General features: G+C 63.0%; 14 protein-coding genes. 9 read left to right on the forward strand and 5 right to left on the reverse strand.

Going from position 1 to position 16,806, the window contains the following annotated elements:
- The first annotated feature begins 7 nt into the window (after positions 1–7).
- The gene (locus tag G4D79_RS00130) at positions 8–1,114 is read left to right on the forward strand and encodes a TIGR00374 family protein (RefSeq protein WP_064688534.1); all 1,107 of its coding nucleotides are present in this window, start codon (positions 8–10) and stop codon (positions 1,112–1,114) included.
- On the opposite strand, the gene G4D79_RS00135 is transcribed toward G4D79_RS00130, so the two are convergent.
- Positions 1,111–1,791 (reverse strand): FadR/GntR family transcriptional regulator, encoded by a 681-nt coding sequence (locus tag G4D79_RS00135; protein ID WP_007734477.1) that lies wholly within the window; start codon positions 1,789–1,791, stop codon positions 1,111–1,113. The two genes, G4D79_RS00130 and G4D79_RS00135, sit on opposite strands and share 4 nt — an antisense overlap.
- Positions 1,792–1,954: 163 nt before the next feature.
- Between G4D79_RS00135 and G4D79_RS00140 the strand changes: the two genes are divergently transcribed.
- The 4 genes from G4D79_RS00140 (at position 1,955) to G4D79_RS00155 (ending at position 6,290) form a co-directional block, all read left to right on the forward strand.
- Positions 1,955–3,691: a 2-isopropylmalate synthase gene (locus G4D79_RS00140; protein WP_099696995.1), complete on the forward strand. Its 1,737-nt coding sequence runs from the start codon at positions 1,955–1,957 to the stop codon at positions 3,689–3,691.
- A 78-nt stretch (positions 3,692–3,769) separates the two neighbouring features.
- A complete protein-coding gene (locus G4D79_RS00145; RefSeq protein ID WP_003945643.1) occupies positions 3,770–4,318 on the forward strand; it encodes a YceI family protein in 549 nt (182 codons plus the stop codon).
- 64 nt (positions 4,319–4,382) lie between these two features.
- Entirely contained in the window at positions 4,383–4,760 is a 378-nt protein-coding gene (locus tag G4D79_RS00150) for a DUF3054 domain-containing protein (protein WP_042453523.1), read from the forward strand.
- Between the two features lie 57 nt (positions 4,761–4,817).
- Positions 4,818–6,290: a peptide MFS transporter gene (locus tag G4D79_RS00155; RefSeq protein ID WP_003945468.1), complete on the forward strand. Its 1,473-nt coding sequence runs from the start codon at positions 4,818–4,820 to the stop codon at positions 6,288–6,290.
- A 6-nt stretch (positions 6,291–6,296) separates the two neighbouring features.
- On the opposite strand, the gene G4D79_RS00160 is transcribed toward G4D79_RS00155, so the two are convergent.
- From G4D79_RS00160 to G4D79_RS00170, 3 genes are all read right to left on the reverse strand, one after another.
- Complete coding sequence (locus G4D79_RS00160) at positions 6,297–7,034, reverse strand: sulfite exporter TauE/SafE family protein (RefSeq protein ID WP_003945554.1); 738 nt, start codon at positions 7,032–7,034, stop codon at positions 6,297–6,299.
- A gap of 30 nt (positions 7,035–7,064) precedes the next feature.
- Complete coding sequence (locus G4D79_RS00165; RefSeq protein WP_042452630.1) at positions 7,065–8,744, reverse strand: NTF2-like N-terminal transpeptidase domain-containing protein; 1,680 nt, start codon at positions 8,742–8,744, stop codon at positions 7,065–7,067.
- A gap of 107 nt (positions 8,745–8,851) precedes the next feature.
- The gene (locus G4D79_RS00170) at positions 8,852–10,669 is read right to left on the reverse strand and encodes a penicillin-binding transpeptidase domain-containing protein (protein WP_180279552.1); all 1,818 of its coding nucleotides are present in this window, start codon (positions 10,667–10,669) and stop codon (positions 8,852–8,854) included.
- A 96-nt stretch (positions 10,670–10,765) separates the two neighbouring features.
- Between G4D79_RS00170 and G4D79_RS00175 the strand changes: the two genes are divergently transcribed.
- The 4 genes from G4D79_RS00175 to G4D79_RS00190 all read left to right on the forward strand — a co-directional run bounded on the left by G4D79_RS00175 (position 10,766) and on the right by G4D79_RS00190 (position 14,642).
- On the forward strand, positions 10,766–11,320 hold the full coding sequence (locus G4D79_RS00175; protein WP_003945732.1) for a hypothetical protein: 555 nt from the start codon (positions 10,766–10,768) through the stop codon (positions 11,318–11,320).
- A gap of 218 nt (positions 11,321–11,538) precedes the next feature.
- Positions 11,539–13,140, forward strand: a complete 1,602-nt coding sequence (locus G4D79_RS00180; RefSeq protein ID WP_099696996.1) for an ABC-F family ATP-binding cassette domain-containing protein — start codon at positions 11,539–11,541, stop codon at positions 13,138–13,140.
- 8 nt (positions 13,141–13,148) lie between these two features.
- The gene (locus tag G4D79_RS00185) at positions 13,149–13,730 is read left to right on the forward strand and encodes a hypothetical protein (protein WP_228401920.1); all 582 of its coding nucleotides are present in this window, start codon (positions 13,149–13,151) and stop codon (positions 13,728–13,730) included.
- A 141-nt stretch (positions 13,731–13,871) separates the two neighbouring features.
- Positions 13,872–14,642 carry an alpha/beta fold hydrolase gene (locus G4D79_RS00190; RefSeq protein WP_058039300.1) on the forward strand — a complete coding sequence of 257 codons (771 nt, stop codon included), beginning with the start codon at positions 13,872–13,874 and terminating at the stop codon, positions 14,640–14,642.
- Positions 14,643–14,660: 18 nt separating this feature from the next.
- Here the strand turns inward: G4D79_RS00190 and G4D79_RS00195 are convergent, their stop codons facing one another.
- The gene (locus tag G4D79_RS00195; protein WP_099697079.1) at positions 14,661–16,739 is read right to left on the reverse strand and encodes a heavy metal translocating P-type ATPase; all 2,079 of its coding nucleotides are present in this window, start codon (positions 16,737–16,739) and stop codon (positions 14,661–14,663) included.
- Between the last annotated feature and the right edge of the window lie 67 nt (positions 16,740–16,806).

Here is a 16,806-nt window from a genome sequence, read left to right on the forward strand (position 1 = left end):
TGAGTCGATGGCTCAGCCTGGAAACACCCCACGGCGACTGAGACGACCACGCTCGCCCGTGGCCGAGACCAGTCGGGTCAGAGGGCGCTTCTGGTGGCTGAAGTGGGTGCTCGGGATAGCACTCATCGCCCTCCTGATAGTCGAAGGCGCATATCTCTGGCCCAGGCTCAGTGAGGCCTGGCGGGTCCTGACCGAAATCCATTGGGGTTGGGTGGCCGCGTGCGTCGCGGCCCAACTCATTTCACTCAGCGGTTACGCGTCCGTTCAACAACGTCTGCTCAATGCCGCTGGTGTGGTTGCCGGTCACCTCAAGAACCTCTCGGTCATCTATGCCAGTACGGCAATGGCGCTGACGTTGCCTGCGGGCCAGGTCTTCTCCACTGCGTTCACGTACAAGCAGACTCGAAAGTGGGGCGCTACACCGGTTGTCGCATCCTGGCAGTTGGCGATGTGCGGTGTCATCGCCGCCGCGACTCTGGCACTACTCGGCGCTACCGGCGCGGCGGCGTTCGGCACCAAGGTCAGCCCGGTGACGCTGACGATTTCGCTCGTCGGCATGGCAGCACTGTTTCTGGCGTTGCGATACATAGCCCAGAATCCCGGCAGCATCGAGCGCATCGGGCACCGAGTTCTGGCGCTGTACAACCGTTCTCGCAAGAACCCGACCGGGCGCGGTATGCACCGTTGGTCCGAAATCCTCAAGCAACTGGATTCGGTCGAGCTCAGCCGCACCGACTCGGTCATCGCATTCGGGTGGTCGGCCATCCATCGTGTCGCCGATGTCGCTTGTTTGGGTTTCGCATGCTGGGCGGTGGGCGCGGAACCCTCCTTCGCGGGGCTCCTGATTGCCTTTACCGCCGCCAAAGCAGTCGGCAGCATTCCGCTGCTGCCCGGCGGGCTGGGCTACGTGGACACCGCACTGATCACCGCGCTGACGATCGCCGGTGCCAGTGGAGCGCAGGCAATTGCGGCATGGTTTGTATATCGGATGGTCAGCTTCGTCGGGGTCGCTGTCGCCGGTTGGATCGTCTTCTTGATCACTTTCCGTGCAACCCACCACGAAGACCTCGAGATGGACCTCGAGTTCGAACGCCGCGAACAGCCGGGCGTCTAGCGTCGCAACGCTGCCGCCATGTCGTCGAGGTGTGCCCGGCTGATCCGTACGGCTGCCTCCGCGTCGCCGGCTTCGATGGCGTCCACCAACATTCGATGCTCGTCCGCATCGGGCTGGCTGTGGGGATGCAGGTCCAGAACCGCGATCAACTCGATCAACGCAGCCCGCAGACGCGGTACAAAGGTCTCGAAGAGTTCCGACAGCACGGGATTGTGTGCCGCGTCCACCACTGCTCGGTGGACGGCGATGTCGGCGTCGACGAACGCTGCGTCGCCAGAGTGCGCTGCGGCAGTTCTACCGTCGAGCGCTTGCCGCAGAGCCGCGACGTCAACGGCATCGCGCCGCTGCGCGGCGAGGCGAGCTGCTTCGATCTCGACCGCGTTGCGCACCTCGACGACGTGAAGGATCGCCTCGGCTTCGAGCACTCGGGGCCACTGATCCGGAGGCGTCGTACTCCGTAGGAAGACCCCGGCGCCCTGCCGCGATTCGAGCATGCCGAGGCCCGCGAGAGTCCGCACTGCTTCCCTGATAGTGGACCGCCCGATACCCAACTGCGCAGCAAGAGTGGTTTCACCTGGAAGTTTGGCGCCGACTTCCCATTCACCGCTCACGATCCGCGCGCGTAGCAACTCCGCGGCCTGGTCGGTGAGCAGCCGACGCTCGACGATCGGGGACACGTGAACTCCTCAGGTTGTCTGATAAGTGCTTTCGTTCTAGTGTAGCCCGCATGGCTACAGGAGCACTCCTTCTCGACTGCCGCGGCGGGGCCTGAAAGACCGGCACCCCTCCGCGGGGTTTCGCCATGCCGGTCTCTCGACTCGACCGCAGGAGAAACCGAAGATGAGTACTACCCGAGCCAACCGCTGGAACAACCAGAAGCCGTCACCCATGCCGTCCGAGCGCTATCGCGCCGCGTGGGATCGCGTCGACATTCCGACTTTCGAGCGGACGTGGCCGTCCAATCGCACCACCGCGGCGCCCCTGTGGGTGCCCGTCGATCTGCGTGACGGCAACCAAGCCCTCGCAGAACCGATGGACCCCGAACGCAAGCGTCGAATGTTCGAACTGATGGTGGCAATCGGCTACAAGGAAATCGAGGCCGGCTACCCCTCCGCGAGTCAGACCGATTTCGATTTCGTTCGCAACCTGGTGCGCTTCGATCTCGTTCCCGACGACGTCACCATCGTCGTATTCACTGCCGCGCGTACGGATTTGATCGAACGGACATATCAATCGATCGAGGGGCTGCCTGACGCGGTCGTCCACATGTACACGGCGACTGCGCCGACGTGGAGAAACGTCGTTCTCGGCAAGGAGCGAGAAGAGTTGCACGACATGATTTTCCGCGCCGCGCAAGACGTTGCTCGTGGCGGCGAAGGCCACGACGGCTGGCGATTCGAGTTCTCACCCGAGGTCTTCAACCTCACCGAACCCGACTACATCCTGCAGGTCTGCAACAGTCTCACCGAACTCTGGGACGCCAGCCCCGATCGCCCGGTCATCCACAACCTCCCTGCCACAGTCGAAATCGCCACCCCCAACATCTATGCCGATCAGATCGAATACATGCACCAGAATCTGGCCCGACGCGATTCGGTGATCCTCTCGGTCCACCCGCACAACGACCGCGGCACCGGCGTTGCGTGCGCCGAACTGGCAGTGCTGGCCGGCGCGCAGCGCGTCGAGGGATGCCTGTTCGGCAACGGCGAGCGGACGGGCAACGTCGACCTGGTCACACTGGGGCTGAATCTGCATGCACAGGGCGTCGATCCGGAAATCGACTTCTCCGACATCGACAAGATCCGTCGAACGGTGGAGTACTGCAACAGAATTCCCGTCCACGAACGCCACCCGTACGGCGGCGATCTCGTGTACACGGCATTTTCCGGAACCCACCAGGACGCGATCAAGAAGGGCTTCGCGCATCACTACGAGAGCGCGGAGGCTGCCGGCGTCGATCCGGGATCGGCGCCGTGGGCGGTCCCTTACCTGCCGATCGACCCCGCCGACGTCGGCCGCGACTACCAGGCGGTCATTCGTGTGAACAGCCAGTCGGGCAAGGGCGGAATCGCATATCTGCTGCAGACCGAGTACGGGGTCGAACTCCCCCGGCGCCTGCAGATCGACTTCGCCTCGCGGGTGCAGCTCGAAACCGACGACTCGGGCACCGAAATGACTGCCGACCAACTGTGGAAACTGCTGCTGCGCGAGTACGGGTACAACGGAGGAGTGCGTCGGTACTCACTGGAACACACCGCCGACGGTGATCAGTTGTTCGTTGCCATCGATCGCAACGGGCGCGAGGTCACCGCCGCGGCCAGTGCGTCCGGGCCGGTCGAGGCATTGAGCAAAATCCTGACCGAACAGGGCTCGGCCGTCGAGGTTGTCTCGCTCACCCAGCATTCACTGCCCCGCAACCCGAATTCTTCCGGGAGTGCGAATTCGGCAGTCACCATTGCAGAGTGCGTGGTGAACGGTGAAGGACGCTGGGGCATTGCGGTGCATCAGTCGGTGACAGCGTCGGCGCTTCACGCGGTCTATGGCGCAAGCACAAACACTGTGATGCAACTCACATGATCTTGCGGAAGGATTTCCCGGGGTCCATAGTTGAAGCTACAAGAACTTGAACATTCAACTACTTATTCAGGAGCTTCCATGACCACCGCAACCTTGCCCGCATTGACCGCCGGAACCTGGGTCATCGACACCGTCCACTCCACTGTCGGATTCTCGGTTCGCCACCTCATGGTTTCCAAGGTTCGTGGAACGTTCGACGAGTTCTCCGGAACGATCACCGTTGCCGAAGACGGAACCCCCGCCGTCGAGGCCGAGATTTCCGTGGACTCCATCAACACCAAGAACGAGCAGCGCGACGGCCACATCAAGTCCGCTGACTTCTTCGACGTCGAGAAGTTCCCGAAGGCCACCTTCAAGTCCACCGCAGTGCGCTCCAAGGGCAGCGACTTCGTCCTCGCCGGCGACTTCACGCTCCACGGCGTCACCCGCGAGGTCGAGCTGAACCTCGAGTTCAACGGCGTCAACCCGGGCATGGGCCAGGGCCCCGTCGCCGGATTCGAGGCCACCACCGTCATCAACCGCAAGGACTTCGACATCTCCATCGAGATGCCCCTCGAAGGCGGCGGAGCAGTTGTCGGCGACAAGATCACGATCACCCTCGAGATCGAAGCCGGCCTCCAGGCCTAACAGCACTGTGCGCCTTTATTAACCGCCCGCGGTTAATAAAGGCGCACAGTCGTATGGTGTGAGCGTGAAGAAGTACGCACCATTCCTGCTGATCGACGCCATTCTTGTCATAATCTTCTGCGCGATAGGGCGCCGTACCCACGAAGAAGCCAATGCGCTCGCCGGTCTGGCGAAGACATCCTGGCCCTTCCTGACCGGCCTGGTGATCGGATGGGCTGCCACGTTCGCGCTCTACCGCGACAAGTTCAACGCCGTTCTCCTTGTTCCCACCGGCGTTGTCGTTTGGCTCGGCGCCGTCGTCTTCGGGATGATCCTGCGAGTGTTGAGTGGCCAGGGCACCCAGTTCAGCTTCATCGTCGTCGCGACGCTGGTCCTCGGCGCGTTCCTTCTCGGTTGGCGCGCACTCGCTCCGCTGGTAGTGAGAATCCGCACCAAGTCGTAACCAAACTCCACGGCTCGGAACCACCCGAAATGCCCGAGCACGTAGGACACTTTTCGGATGAGCAACACTACGGAGCCCGTCGAACGTAGCGAGAAGGAAGACCGGGGGTTCTTCGGCCAACCCTTTGCGCTGGCGAACCTGTTCGGCGTCGAGATGTGGGAGAGATTCTCCTTCTACGGGATGCAAGGCATCCTCATCTACTACCTGTACTACAGCGTCAGCGACGGCGGCCTCGGCATCAGCCAGGCGGCAGCGACCAGCATCGTCGGCGCGTACGGCGGCACCGTCTACCTGTCGACGATTCTCGGGGCGTGGGTGGCCGACCGACTGCTCGGCTCCGAGCGCACGCTCTTCTACAGTGCTTCGCTGGTGATGGCCGGCCACATCGCACTGTCGGTTCTTCCCGGCATGTGGGGTGTCGGCGTCGGCCTCGTCATGGTCGCCTTCGGCAGCGGCGGCTTGAAGGCCAATGCGACCTCTCTGGTCGGAGATCTCTATTCCGAACAGGATGTTCGCCGCGACGCCGGATTCTCCATCTTCTACATGGGCATCAACATCGGCGGTCTTGTCGGTCCGCTGCTCACCGGAGCCGTCCAGGACGCCTGGGGATTCCACGCCGGTTTTGCTCTCGCTGCCGTCGGCATGGCGCTCGGCCTGATCCAGTACACGCTGGGCCGCAAGCATCTTCACGGAATCGGTGCCGAACCAGGCAACCCGTTGCCGGCGGACAAGCGCGCACTCTACATCGGGATCGGCATTGCCGCGATCGTCGTCGTCGCGGTCGCCTCCGTCACCGGTTTGATCACGGCGGACAACATGTCCGACGTCGTTGTCGGACTCACGATCGTCGCGTCGGTCGGTTACTTCCTCCTCATGCTCACCAGCAAGAAGGTCACCAAGGTCGAACGCAGTCGAGTCTTTGCGTTCATCCCGATGTTCATCGCGAGCGCGGCCTTCTGGTCGCTGTTTCAGCAGCAGTTCACCACCGTGCCGGTGATCTCAGACAAGCTCCTGGACCGCAATCTCTTCGGTTGGGACTTCCCGCCGACGTGGGTACAGTCGATCAATCCGGTGTTCATCATCATCTTTGCCGGTGTGTTCGCAGCGATGTGGACCAAACTCGGTGACCGTCAGCCGTCGTCGCCGATCAAGTTCGCGCTCGGTACCGGCACGATGGGTCTGGCGTTCCTGGCGTTCATCCCGATCACCGGGGGCGGACCGAACAGTGCGCCGCTCCTCGGCCTTGCCGGTGTGCTTCTGCTCTTCACCTTCGCGGAACTCTTCCTGTCCCCCGTCGGCCTTTCCCTTGCAACCAAACTCGCGCCCGAGCATTTCCACACTCAGATGGTGGCGTTGTTCTTCTTGTCCGTTGCATTGGGTTCTTCGATGGCGGGAACCTTGGCCGGTTACTTCGACATCGACGACAGTCGCCCGTTCTTCCTGATCATCGGTTTCTCGTCGATCGGAATCGGAGTGATTCTTGCTCTTGCCTCGCCGTGGATCAAGAAGCTGATGCAGGGCGTGAAGTAGACGGGCTCACTTCACCCACAACCACAGAGCCAACACGAATCCCGCTATCGCTACTGCCACACGCAGTACCGATGGCGGGATTTTCTTGACGACGGGCGGGCCACACCAACCTCCGGCCAACGCGCCGAGCGCCATCGCCAACGCGGCCACCCAATGCACCTGTCCGGAGAATGCGAAGATGAGTGCAGCCACAAGATTGGCGATGCCGAGAAAGAAACTCTTCAGGATCGTTGCACGCCACACCGTTTCGGAAGTGAGGATGAGCGTCGCAGCCAGGAAGATGACTCCGGCACCGGCACCGAAATAGCCGCCGTATACCGCGACGGCGAACAGTGCTGCGGAGTAGATTCCGGGGCGGTCACCGCCGCCGGACAACTCACGAATCTTCGGTTGCAGCAGCAGCGCGAGCGAGGCGAACACGACCATCGCCGGCACAACGGATTCGAACGAACCTTCCGGTGCCAGCCACAGGATGAGGGCACCGATGATGCCACCGGCCGCCGAATAGAGAGACCAGCGAACAAGTTTCGGACCGGTATCGGCAACTTCACGGGACGAGTTCGCCAACGCTCCGACGCCGACGGCCACCAACGCGACGGTATTGGTCATGTTCGCGCTGACCGGTGAGAGCCCGACGCTCAGCAGCGCCGGATACGAAACGATCGATGCAAGACCGGTGACAAAACCGACTAGACCGCTGAAGAATCCCGCTACGACGAGGAAAAGGAAATCGAGCAGGTTCACGAACCAGGAATCTACTCGCGGTGCCCGGTACTACTTGTCGGCAGGCTTGCCGAGTTCCTGGAAGAGCTTGTCCGTCATCTGCATTGCTCGATCACCGCCGTCGGCGTCTGCGACGAACACCGCGAACGCGAAGTCTCCGCGTGATCCGTAGAACCAGCGATCGTCACCGCTCGCTGCACCGGCCGCCATCATGTCCGGGTACCCAGCCAGTCCGCCGGCGCCTCGCATGGCGTCACGCAGACGATTGTTGACGTCGCCGGGCAATGCCGTCGGCGTGACGTCGGCGGTAGCCGGTTGTCCGAAGACCATCATCGGCATCGGGGCACTGCCGCGGGCGATCGATGCCGCGAGCATCGCCATTCCGAACGGAGTTACCGTCGGTGCGCTCGCGTCGTTGGACGTCTTGTTGGCCATGACGTTGTTCATCGCCTGGTCCACGCCGGGGCGGTTCGCGGCAAGCACTGCTGTCTGCTGTTCGAGTCCCTGAATGTGGAAGCCGTTGCCGAGTCCGAGTTGCTGCCCGGTGTCGGCCAACTGTTCGGGTGACACAGATCCGGGGTCGACGCCGTTCTGCATCGACGATGCGAGACGGACCAGATCGAGGGCACCGCCGGCCGGGCGCAACCCGGTGAAGGCGATCGGGCCCTGTTCGATGGCCTGATTGTTCTGTGCTGCAGCCAGAATGGCGCCGTCCGACGGGCGGATCGCGACGATGGCCGCAGGAGTACCTGCACTGACGACAGCTTCGATCGCGGCGAGTTGAGCGTGCGAGTCGAGGGTCGCGGCGACGTCGGGCCCGGGAGGTCCCTGGAAGCCGGCTTGCTTGATCGGGAATCCGTTGGGCTCGACCAGATTGACCGCCCAGCCGGCGGTGGCGTCGCGATTGGCCTGCCACACGGTCCGCAGTGGGTCCAGCAACGGCGAGTTGATGCGACGGTCGGAGGCGATCAGCTTGGGTGTCTTGACCACGACGACACCGGGGATCGCAAAATCGCTTTCCAGGTAGGCGTAGTCGGGATCGCGGAGCAGTACGGCGGTGACGGGCTTGCCGGGGTTTGCGGCGAGGTCGGCCAACATCGACTCCGAAGTGACCAACGGTGCGACAGGTTCGAGCACCGTGGCGAGGCGACGAGTGGTGTCGACGGGGTCCGGCATGGTGGCCGGGTCAAGAGTGATCGCGTTGATGGTCTGCTCGTTCATGAGCAGGGTGCCGGTGCTGTCGACTACCTTCGGCGGCGCTGCGTCCGTGCGGGTGTACGAAACGGTGCGACCGTTGCCGAGGTCGGGGACGAGGACCGACGGGTCCCAGGACACACGCCAGCCGACCGACAGATCACGAACCTCACCCTGCGACTGGTAGCTCCAGTCCTTGCCTTCGCCGAAGTTCCAGGACGCGTCGAGTGTGAAGAGTCCGGAGTCGCTACCCAGATCCATGACCTGAGCGACGTCGAAGTCGGTGGACTTGGCGGCCAGTCCGTCGAACATCTGCTGGATCGACGGCCGCGCCGCGTTGGGGTACGACGTGAGCGCCGCGGCAGCTTCGGCGTCGTGGTTGTTGAGGGCGGTGACGAAGTCCTCCACCACCGAGGCGGCGTCGGATTTCTTCTCCCCACCGATGACACACGACGCGAGCGCCACTGTCAGAACGACAGCAGTTATCGACGCAACGACATATTTTCCACGACGGTTGTGCTGTCCTCCGGGCCCCATGCATGTAACTCTTTACTTCTGTCACACGAGTAACAAGCACGGGATGCCTACGAACGTGTCACGGTTGAGCTACGACGGTGTGATCCAACTGCAACGGAAAACAGGTTTCAGCGCAGAAAAGTGCCCGCTACCTGCACTGCAGGCGAAGAGCTGTCCGCACCCGCGATGAATACCGCAAATGCGAGGTCTCCCTTGATTCCGACAAACCACCCATGTGCCGGGCCACCCTCGGTTTCGGCCGTGCCGGTCTTGCCGAGAAGCCCCGCAATGTCCTGCAACGACGTCGCCGTACCGCCTGTGACGGTCTCGCGCATCATCACCCGCAACTGTTCGGTCACCTCCGCGGGAGCCGGTGCAACGGTCTGATCTGCCACGCCGGGCTGTCCCTTGACCAACATCGGCGCGGGTGTCGTTCCGTTGGCGATCGAGGCCGCCACGAGAGCCATCCCGAAGGGCGTGGCGGTCACCGTGCCCTGTCCGATCGCGGACTCGACGCGTTCGGCGGGGGTGTTCGCGTCAGGGACGTTGCCCGTCACCGTCGTGAGTCCGGGGGTGACGTAGTCGACGCCGAGCCCGAACTGCAGCGCCGCCTTGTGCAAAGCATCGGCGGGCAGACCGACGGCCATCCTCGCCATTGTGGTGTTGCACGACTTCGCGAACGCGGTGTGCAGCGGAACCGATCCGAGGTCGAACTCGTCGTCGTTGGGAATCTGACGGCCCTCGATGTTCTCGGTACCCGGGCACGGCAGAACGGTGTCCGGTGTAGCGACACCGGCTTGCAGGGCCGCGGACGTCGTCACGGTCTTGAACGTCGAACCCGGTGGGTACAGGCCGGTCAGAGCGATCGGGCCCTGTGCGTCGGCGGGGGCGTTCTGGGCCACCGCCAACACCGCTCCGGTCGACGGCTGCAGCGCAACGATCGCCGCCTGTTGTGTCACCCCGGCAAGCGCATTCTCGGCCGCGAGTTGCATCGGTCGGTCGATCGTTGTGGCGATGTTCGGAGCAACCGGCCCGTCTTGGCCGGCGACGGTGGTGACGGTTCCGTTCTGCTTCACCTGCTGTACCGCCCAGCCCGCGGACTTGTCCTGCCCCTCCTGCCACAGATCGGACAACCCACTGAAAGTCGGCGACGCCAGAGTTTTGTCCACCGAGAGCAACCGAGCCTGCGGCGCCAAGCTCACTCCGGGAATCGCCGCCAACCGCTCCTCGATCGGTGCAAGATCCTCGGCCCGCAAAGTGATTGCGGTGACCGGCTTCCCACTTGCCGACGCAAGATCGCCGCTCAGCGATGCCGCCGTGATCGTCGGTGCGATGGGCGCGAGAAGGGCCGCCACGGCTGCCGTGTCCACCGGGGGCACCGCGACGGAATCGAGATTGACCAGCGTCACCACCTGCTGCTCCATGATCGGCTGGCCCGCCGCGTCCAGCACCGACGGCGGAGCACCGGTGGTGGGTGTGTAGCGCAAGGTCGTCGAGGAGGTCAGGTCCGGAGCCAACAGCGCCGGGTCCCACTGAATCAGCCAGTTGTCCCCGCTTTTCGACGCGTTTCCCTGCGTCGAGTAGTTCCAGTCCTGACCTTCACCGAACTTCCACGCCGCATCGAGTGTGAACGTCCCCGCAGAATCACCGGACTCGGTGGCGTCGGAGACGGTGAATGTTCCCTCGTCCTTGCCCAGCCCGTCGATCAGAGCCGAAATCGCAGTCGACGCCGCCGCCGGATCGGTGGTCAGGGCTGCCGCCGCTTGCACGTCATCGGACGTGAGCGCGGAGGCGAACTCCTCTGCCACTGATTTCGGCTGGTCAGGGCCAGAACTGCAGGCAACTACCGATCCTGCGGCCAATACCCCCAGAGCCACGGCAGCCACGGGACGACGGAAAGTTCGGAAGCTCTGACGAGCGTGTGAAAGGCGCACGACTCCGATCATGCCCGAATTTGTGGCGCCAGTTCGACTATCGGTGTAATCATGTAATCAGTGCAATAAACGCACGCCACACTCCACCAGCTCTCCGAGGAGAACGCCATGAAGAACTCACAAAACTCCGGCGACCGCAGGTTCGGCCGTCCCGGAGGTTGGCAACAGGCGTCGGTTCCCGACGCGAGTGATGCGTCCGACTGGTTTGCCGGTCGACTTCCAGATGACTGGTTCACCGGAACGGCCGACGTCCAGGTCGACCGCGAAGAAATCGTCGTGATCGGTGAACTCCCGGCAGTCGACGGTGGCGAGGCCGCCGCGGACGGAAGGATCTCACGCTTTCGCGAAACCACGCGCGCCGACCGGATGCGCATCGCCGACGAGGCCGAGGCTCGCTACGGGCGCAAGGTCGCCTGGGGTGTACGTCTGGACGAAAAGACCGTCCTGTTCACACATCTCGCAGTTCCGGTGATGACACGACTACGTCAGCCCGAACGCAAGGTTCTCGACACTCTGGTGGACGCGGGTGTTGCTCGTTCGCGAGCGGACGCCCTCATGTGGACAGTCCGGTTGGCGGGCAAGCACAGCGAACAATGGCTCACCGAACTCCGCGAAGCGATGTCGAAGGTCGACGACCTCCGATCCGAGGGTCCGAAAATCTGAAGGCCCGAAAATCTGAGCACCGAACACCGACGAGACCGACAGCACAGAATAATTCGATTGCACGGGACCGTTCGAGTGTTCTAACCTGGAACACGAATCATTCCCGACAGAACAGGAAACGGGCCGTTGCTCCTCTAGAGGTTCATCACGCGAAGGCACTCGCACCCATCAGCACTTGCTGAGCCGGGCGCACAGTCCAAGCACCCTCTGGAGTACTCATGACCCAATCCCATCTTTCTCTGTCGCTCTCGGATCTCACCTTCATCTGGCCGGACGGCGAATCAGTCTTTTCCCACACCAATTTTGTATTCCCCAGTAGCCGTGTCGGTCTCGTGGGACTCAACGGATCGGGAAAGTCGACTCTGCTGCGATTGATCGCAGGAGAGCTCTCACCGGAATCCGGATCCGTGACCGCTTCCGGCGAGGTCGGCTACCTCCGTCAGGACATCACACTCGATCCGAGCGTTCGGGTGGATGACATCCTCGGTATCCACGAACTCCGAAACGCATTGCACCGCATCGAAACCGGCGACGGCTCCGAATCCGACTTTGCGCTCGTGGACAACAACTGGGATATCGAGGAGAGCGCTCTCTCCACCTTGCATCGACTCGGCCTCGAGAAGGTGGTTCCGGATACCGCAGCATTGAGCCGAACTGTCGGCACCCTCTCCGGCGGAGAGACCGTCCTACTCGGCCTGACCGCAACGCTGCTGAAGAATCCACAGGTACTGCTCCTGGACGAGCCGACCAACAACCTGGATCGCGACGCTCGATCACGAGTTCATGCTGCAGTCCAACAGTTTCCGGGAACCGTGCTGATCGTCAGCCACGACCGGGAACTGCTCGACACCGCGGAGTACACGATCGAACTACGTCGGGGGGATCTACGCGTGTTCGGCGGCAACTACTCGCACTACCAGGAGGTCGTGACCGCTGAGCAGGAAAACGCACTCGCCACCGTTCGCGACGCCAAGGCCGATCTGGCAAAGCAGAGCCGCGAGCTGATCGACGCTCGAACGAAACTGGACCGGCGTAAGCGTTATGGGCAGAAGATGTTCGAGAACAAGCGGATGCCGCCGATCATCGCGCAGACACGAAAACGTCAGGCCCAAGTTTCGGCGGGAAAGCTGGCCCTCAACCATATCGGGAAGGTGGACGAGGCCAAGTCTGTCCTGTCGGAGGCAGAGGAACTCCTTCGAGACGATCGCGAGATTCGTCTGGATCTGCCTGCTACAGAGGTTCATCCGGGGCAGCAGGTTGCGCGGCTCGACGAGGTGACGTTGCAGAGCGGCCAAGTGGTATCGCTCCAGATCACCGGGCCGGAGCGGATTGCGATAGTGGGACGCAACGGAATCGGCAAGACGACGTTGCTCGATGCACTCGCCGCGTCGACTCCGTTCGTAGCCTCTCGTGCGCTCCCCCAACGTCTCGACGTGTTCGACGAGGATCTCTCGGTGGCGGACAACGTCGCGTTGGCCGCGCCACACGCGACAGCCGAGGAAATTCGCGGGCAGTTGGCACGGTTCCTTTTCCGGGGAACGGATTCCGACGTATCGGCATCCGCACTCTCCGGCGGTGAACGATTGCGTGCGGCGTTAGCCACGATCCTGCTGGCCGAACCCGCGCCCCAGCTGCTTCTTCTCGACGAGCCGACCAACAACCTGGACCTACCGAGTCTCGCCCACCTCACGCAGGCACTTTCCGATTTTCGCGGCGCCATGGTGGTGGTGAGTCACGATCTGCCGTTCCTTCGCGGCATCGGCATAACGCGATGGATCAGCATGGACGAGACTGGTATTCGAGACATCGATCCCGAGTAGGCCGACGGTTGACGCTGTCGGTGCTCGACGGTCTGGCCTACCGTGGGGCGATGTGCCTTCACCTCGACGCAACCGCCGCGCTGTCGCTCGCAGGTTGGGTTCGCGAAGAACCCACTCGATCGGCCTCTGCCCCAGTTCCGCAACCACTGGTCGGCGGTTGTGACCAACTCGTAGTGTGGGCGAGTTCGTTCTCCGTACTTGCCAGCTCCGACGACCAGGTGTGGTTTCTCTCGGCGGAGAACTATGCCGGTGGCGTTGGCGTCAGCGATGAGGCGTTTCCCTGGAATGCGTTCCGGCACGAGAGCCTGGCGGTCGCTTCCGGGCCGGCGGAGCGCGCGGCGATCAACGCCTTCTGGTCCACTCACCTCCCGGTCCTGCTGTCGGTGCGCAATGGGTACGAGTACTTGGCGCTCGCACCCGACGGTCAGGTTGTCCGTGGAGGAGAGCCGGAGTTCGAGGAGGTCACCATCGTCGCCGCTGATTTCGAGGCTCTGATTCGGGGCATAGCCGCAGGCGTCAGCACTGCAGACCCCTCAACCGATGCATTGCTTGGAACAGTGGGTACTGCCCCGCCGGGCAGTGACCGGTAGCTCTGGGGGAGGCGAGTTGACGGCCCGACTGTTCGTGAGAGTCCACGCCATCCGTCGAATGGGTCCGGACGACTACTCGAGTTCACGTGCGTAGCAACTGGCACCCATACTGGACGGGTGTTGCACGACGTGAGAAATCCGGTGGACGGTGCGCGGATCACCTATCAGATCGTGGGCGATGGCCCACCCCTGTTGATGGTGCACGGCACAGCGTTGTCGCGCTCCATCTGGCGTGGCTTCGGGTACGTCAAGGCACTTCAGGAGCAATATCGTCTGATCCTCGTCGACATGCGGGGTCACGGACGCAGTGACAAACCACACGACTCCGATTCGTATGCAATGGATCTGGTGGTCGGCGATCTCCTGGAGATCCTCGACACGGAGTCTCCGTTCGAGCCGGCACACGTCCTCGGATACTCGTTCGGCGGACGTTCGGTGATGTCGCTGACAGTCGAGCACTCCGAACGGGTGCGATCGCTGACCGTCGGGGGCGGTAGCAGCCGACCGATGACGGGCGCGTTCGACGCATTGTTCTTCCCGGGTTGCATCGACGTACTCGAAAGCGGCGGTATCGAGGGATTTCTGACCGGTTGGGGCGTGAGGCGCGGCAAACCGGTGGATCCTCAGACTGCGACTGCCTTCCGAATCAATGATGCCATCGCGCTCGCTGCCTACATGCGCCGCGCGGAGAAGGAGCACGGCATCGACGACGCCGTGCTGCAACGGATCACCACACCGGCGTTGTTGTTCGTCGGATCGAGAGATCGCGAGCGCCTGCCGGATACCGAGCATCTCGCGTCGCTGATCCCGGACAGTGCCTTGACTGTGATCGAAGGGGCTGACCACGCAAGCGCAGTCGCAGACTCCGATGCTGTACTGCGTGCGCTCATTCCGTTCCTCAGCCGACAGTAGTCCGCCTTGAACCTCTCGCTACTGCGATGTGAGCACTCTCGACTCCAGCGCGGTCACCGGTGGTTGCCGCAAGTCCAAGCGCCTCAACAACTGGGCATTCGCGGCAACGACCACAGTGGATACCGACATCAGGATTGCTCCGACCTCCATCGGCAGCACGAACCCGACGGGCGCCAGTACTCCCGCAGCGAGGGGAACCGAGATCGCGTTGTATCCCGCTGCCCACCAAAGGTTCTGAACCATCTTCCGGTAGGTGGCGCGGGAGAGCTCGATGACCGAGCTCACCGAACGCGGATCATCGCTGGCCAGAACAACTCCCGCCGACGCGATCGCCACGTCGGTTCCGGCACCGATCGCGATGCCCACATCCGCCTGGGCGAGTGCCGGCGCATCGTTGACCCCGTCACCGACCATCGCCACGCGGTGGCCCGCAGCCTGAAGCCGAGATACCTGCGCTCCCTTGTCCTGCGGAAGCACTTCGGCGAAAACTTCGTCGATCCCGAGCCTGCGAGCCACCGAATGGGCCACGGCCTCCGCGTCTCCGGTGACCATGGCCACCCGCACACCGCGAGCATGGAGGGCGTCGACGGCCAATGCTGATTCCGGGCGAATCTCGTCGGCCAATGCCAATGCGCCGATTACCTTCTCGTCACGCACTACATGCAGGACGGTCGACCCGTCACTGAGCCACTCTTCGGTCCCCGGGATCGCGGTGGCCCCGACCGATCGCAGCATCCCCGGTCCGCCGACACCGACGCGTGCACCGGCGACGTCCGCAGCAACCCCGATCCCGTTGTGCGCCTGAAAGTCGGAACCCGAAGTGAATTCGAGCGACAACTCCCGCGCCGCCGCGACGACGGCGCGCCCGAGTGGATGTTCGCTGTCGAACTCGACGGCAGCCGCTGCGCTGAGAACGTCGTCATCGGAATACCCGTCGACACCGCGTACACCGACCACTGCGGGCTCCCCCTTGGTGAGAGTGCCGGTCTTGTCGAAGAGAACGGTGTCTACGTTACGCATCGCCTCGAGGGCCATGCGGTCGGTGATCAAGATCCCAGCCCGAGCCGCCCGTTCCGTCGCGATCGAGACGACCAGTGGAATCGCCAACCCGAGCGCGTGCGGGCAGGCGATCACCAGAACGGTGATCGTCCGGGTGACTGCGCTCTCCGGGGTGCCCCAGATACTCCAAGCGATCGCGGTCAGCACTGCCGCGCCCAGTGCGTACCAGAACAGCAGAGCAGCGGCCTTGTCCGCCAACACCTGCGCGCGACTCGACGAGTTCTGGGCTTGTTCGACCAGGCGCCGGATACCGGCGAGCGCGGTGTCTTCTCCCACGGCGGTGACTCGAAGCCGAAGTGCCGAGTCGGTGGCTACCGTGCCGGCCACCACCTGATCTCCGACAGTCCGGCGCACAGTCTTCGACTCGCCTGTAATCATGGATTCGTCCATGTCGGCGCTTCCCTCGACCACCGTTCCGTCCGAGGGAACACGGGCGCCGGGACGAACTATCACCAGGTCGCCGGTCGCCAGAGCTGCGGTGGGCACGGTTTCCACCGATTCCCCCACCACCCGTTCTGCCTCGTCGGGCAGCAAAGCGGCAAGTGAATCCAAGGCGCTCGATGTCTGACTGAGCGAACGCATCTCGATCCAGTGGCCCAACAACATGATCACGATCAGAAGCGCGAGCTCCCACCAGAAATCGAGAGTGTGATCCACCCAGTGCAGACTCGCAGCCCATGACGCGAAGAAGGCCACGGTGATCGCGAGCGCGATCAACAGCATCATTCCCGGCTGCCGAGAACGGATTTCGGCAACAGCGCCGGTGAGGAACGGCTTGCCACCCCAGAAGTACATCACCGTGCCGAGTACCGGTGAGATCCATTCCACCAGAGAGTTTTCCGGCAGTGTGTACCCGACCAGATCAGCGAACATCGCGTCTGCCGCAACGACCGGAACCGCGATGACCAGCATGACTGCAAACAACGTCCGGAACTGTGCGACGTGATCCCCGTGACCACCGTGTGCCCCATGCTCCATCTGGCCATGGCTCATCTCGCTATGGTCCATCTGGCCATGGTCCATCTGGCCATGGTCCATCTGACTGTGATCCATGTGGCGGTCATCCCCTCGCGTGTGATTGCAGCACAGCACCGGTCAAGCCATC

It is taken from the genome of Rhodococcus sp. WY5 (assembly GCF_018588185.1).
Classification (GTDB): Bacteria; Actinomycetota; Actinomycetes; order Mycobacteriales; family Mycobacteriaceae; genus Rhodococcus_F; species Rhodococcus_F qingshengii.

Bases quoted from the DNA above. Each gene is read 5' to 3' on its own strand.
- G4D79_RS00165 (WP_042452630.1), bottom strand. From the start codon at position 8,744: ATGGGGCCCGGAGGACAGCACAACCGTCGTGGAAAATATGTCGTTGCG.
- G4D79_RS00140 (WP_099696995.1), top strand. From the start codon at position 1,955: ATGAGTACTACCCGAGCCAACCGCTGGAACAACCAGAAGCCGTCACCC.
- G4D79_RS00175 (WP_003945732.1), top strand. From the start codon at position 10,766: ATGAAGAACTCACAAAACTCCGGCGACCGCAGGTTCGGCCGTCCCGGA.
- G4D79_RS00170 (WP_180279552.1), bottom strand. From the start codon at position 10,669: ATGATCGGAGTCGTGCGCCTTTCACACGCTCGTCAGAGCTTCCGAACT.
- G4D79_RS00130 (WP_064688534.1), top strand. From the start codon at position 8: ATGGCTCAGCCTGGAAACACCCCACGGCGACTGAGACGACCACGCTCG.
- G4D79_RS00155 (WP_003945468.1), top strand. From the start codon at position 4,818: ATGAGCAACACTACGGAGCCCGTCGAACGTAGCGAGAAGGAAGACCGG.
- G4D79_RS00195 (WP_099697079.1), bottom strand. From the start codon at position 16,739: ATGGACCATGGCCAGATGGACCATGGCCAGATGGACCATAGCGAGATG.
- G4D79_RS00180 (WP_099696996.1), top strand. From the start codon at position 11,539: ATGACCCAATCCCATCTTTCTCTGTCGCTCTCGGATCTCACCTTCATC.
- G4D79_RS00145 (WP_003945643.1), top strand. From the start codon at position 3,770: ATGACCACCGCAACCTTGCCCGCATTGACCGCCGGAACCTGGGTCATC.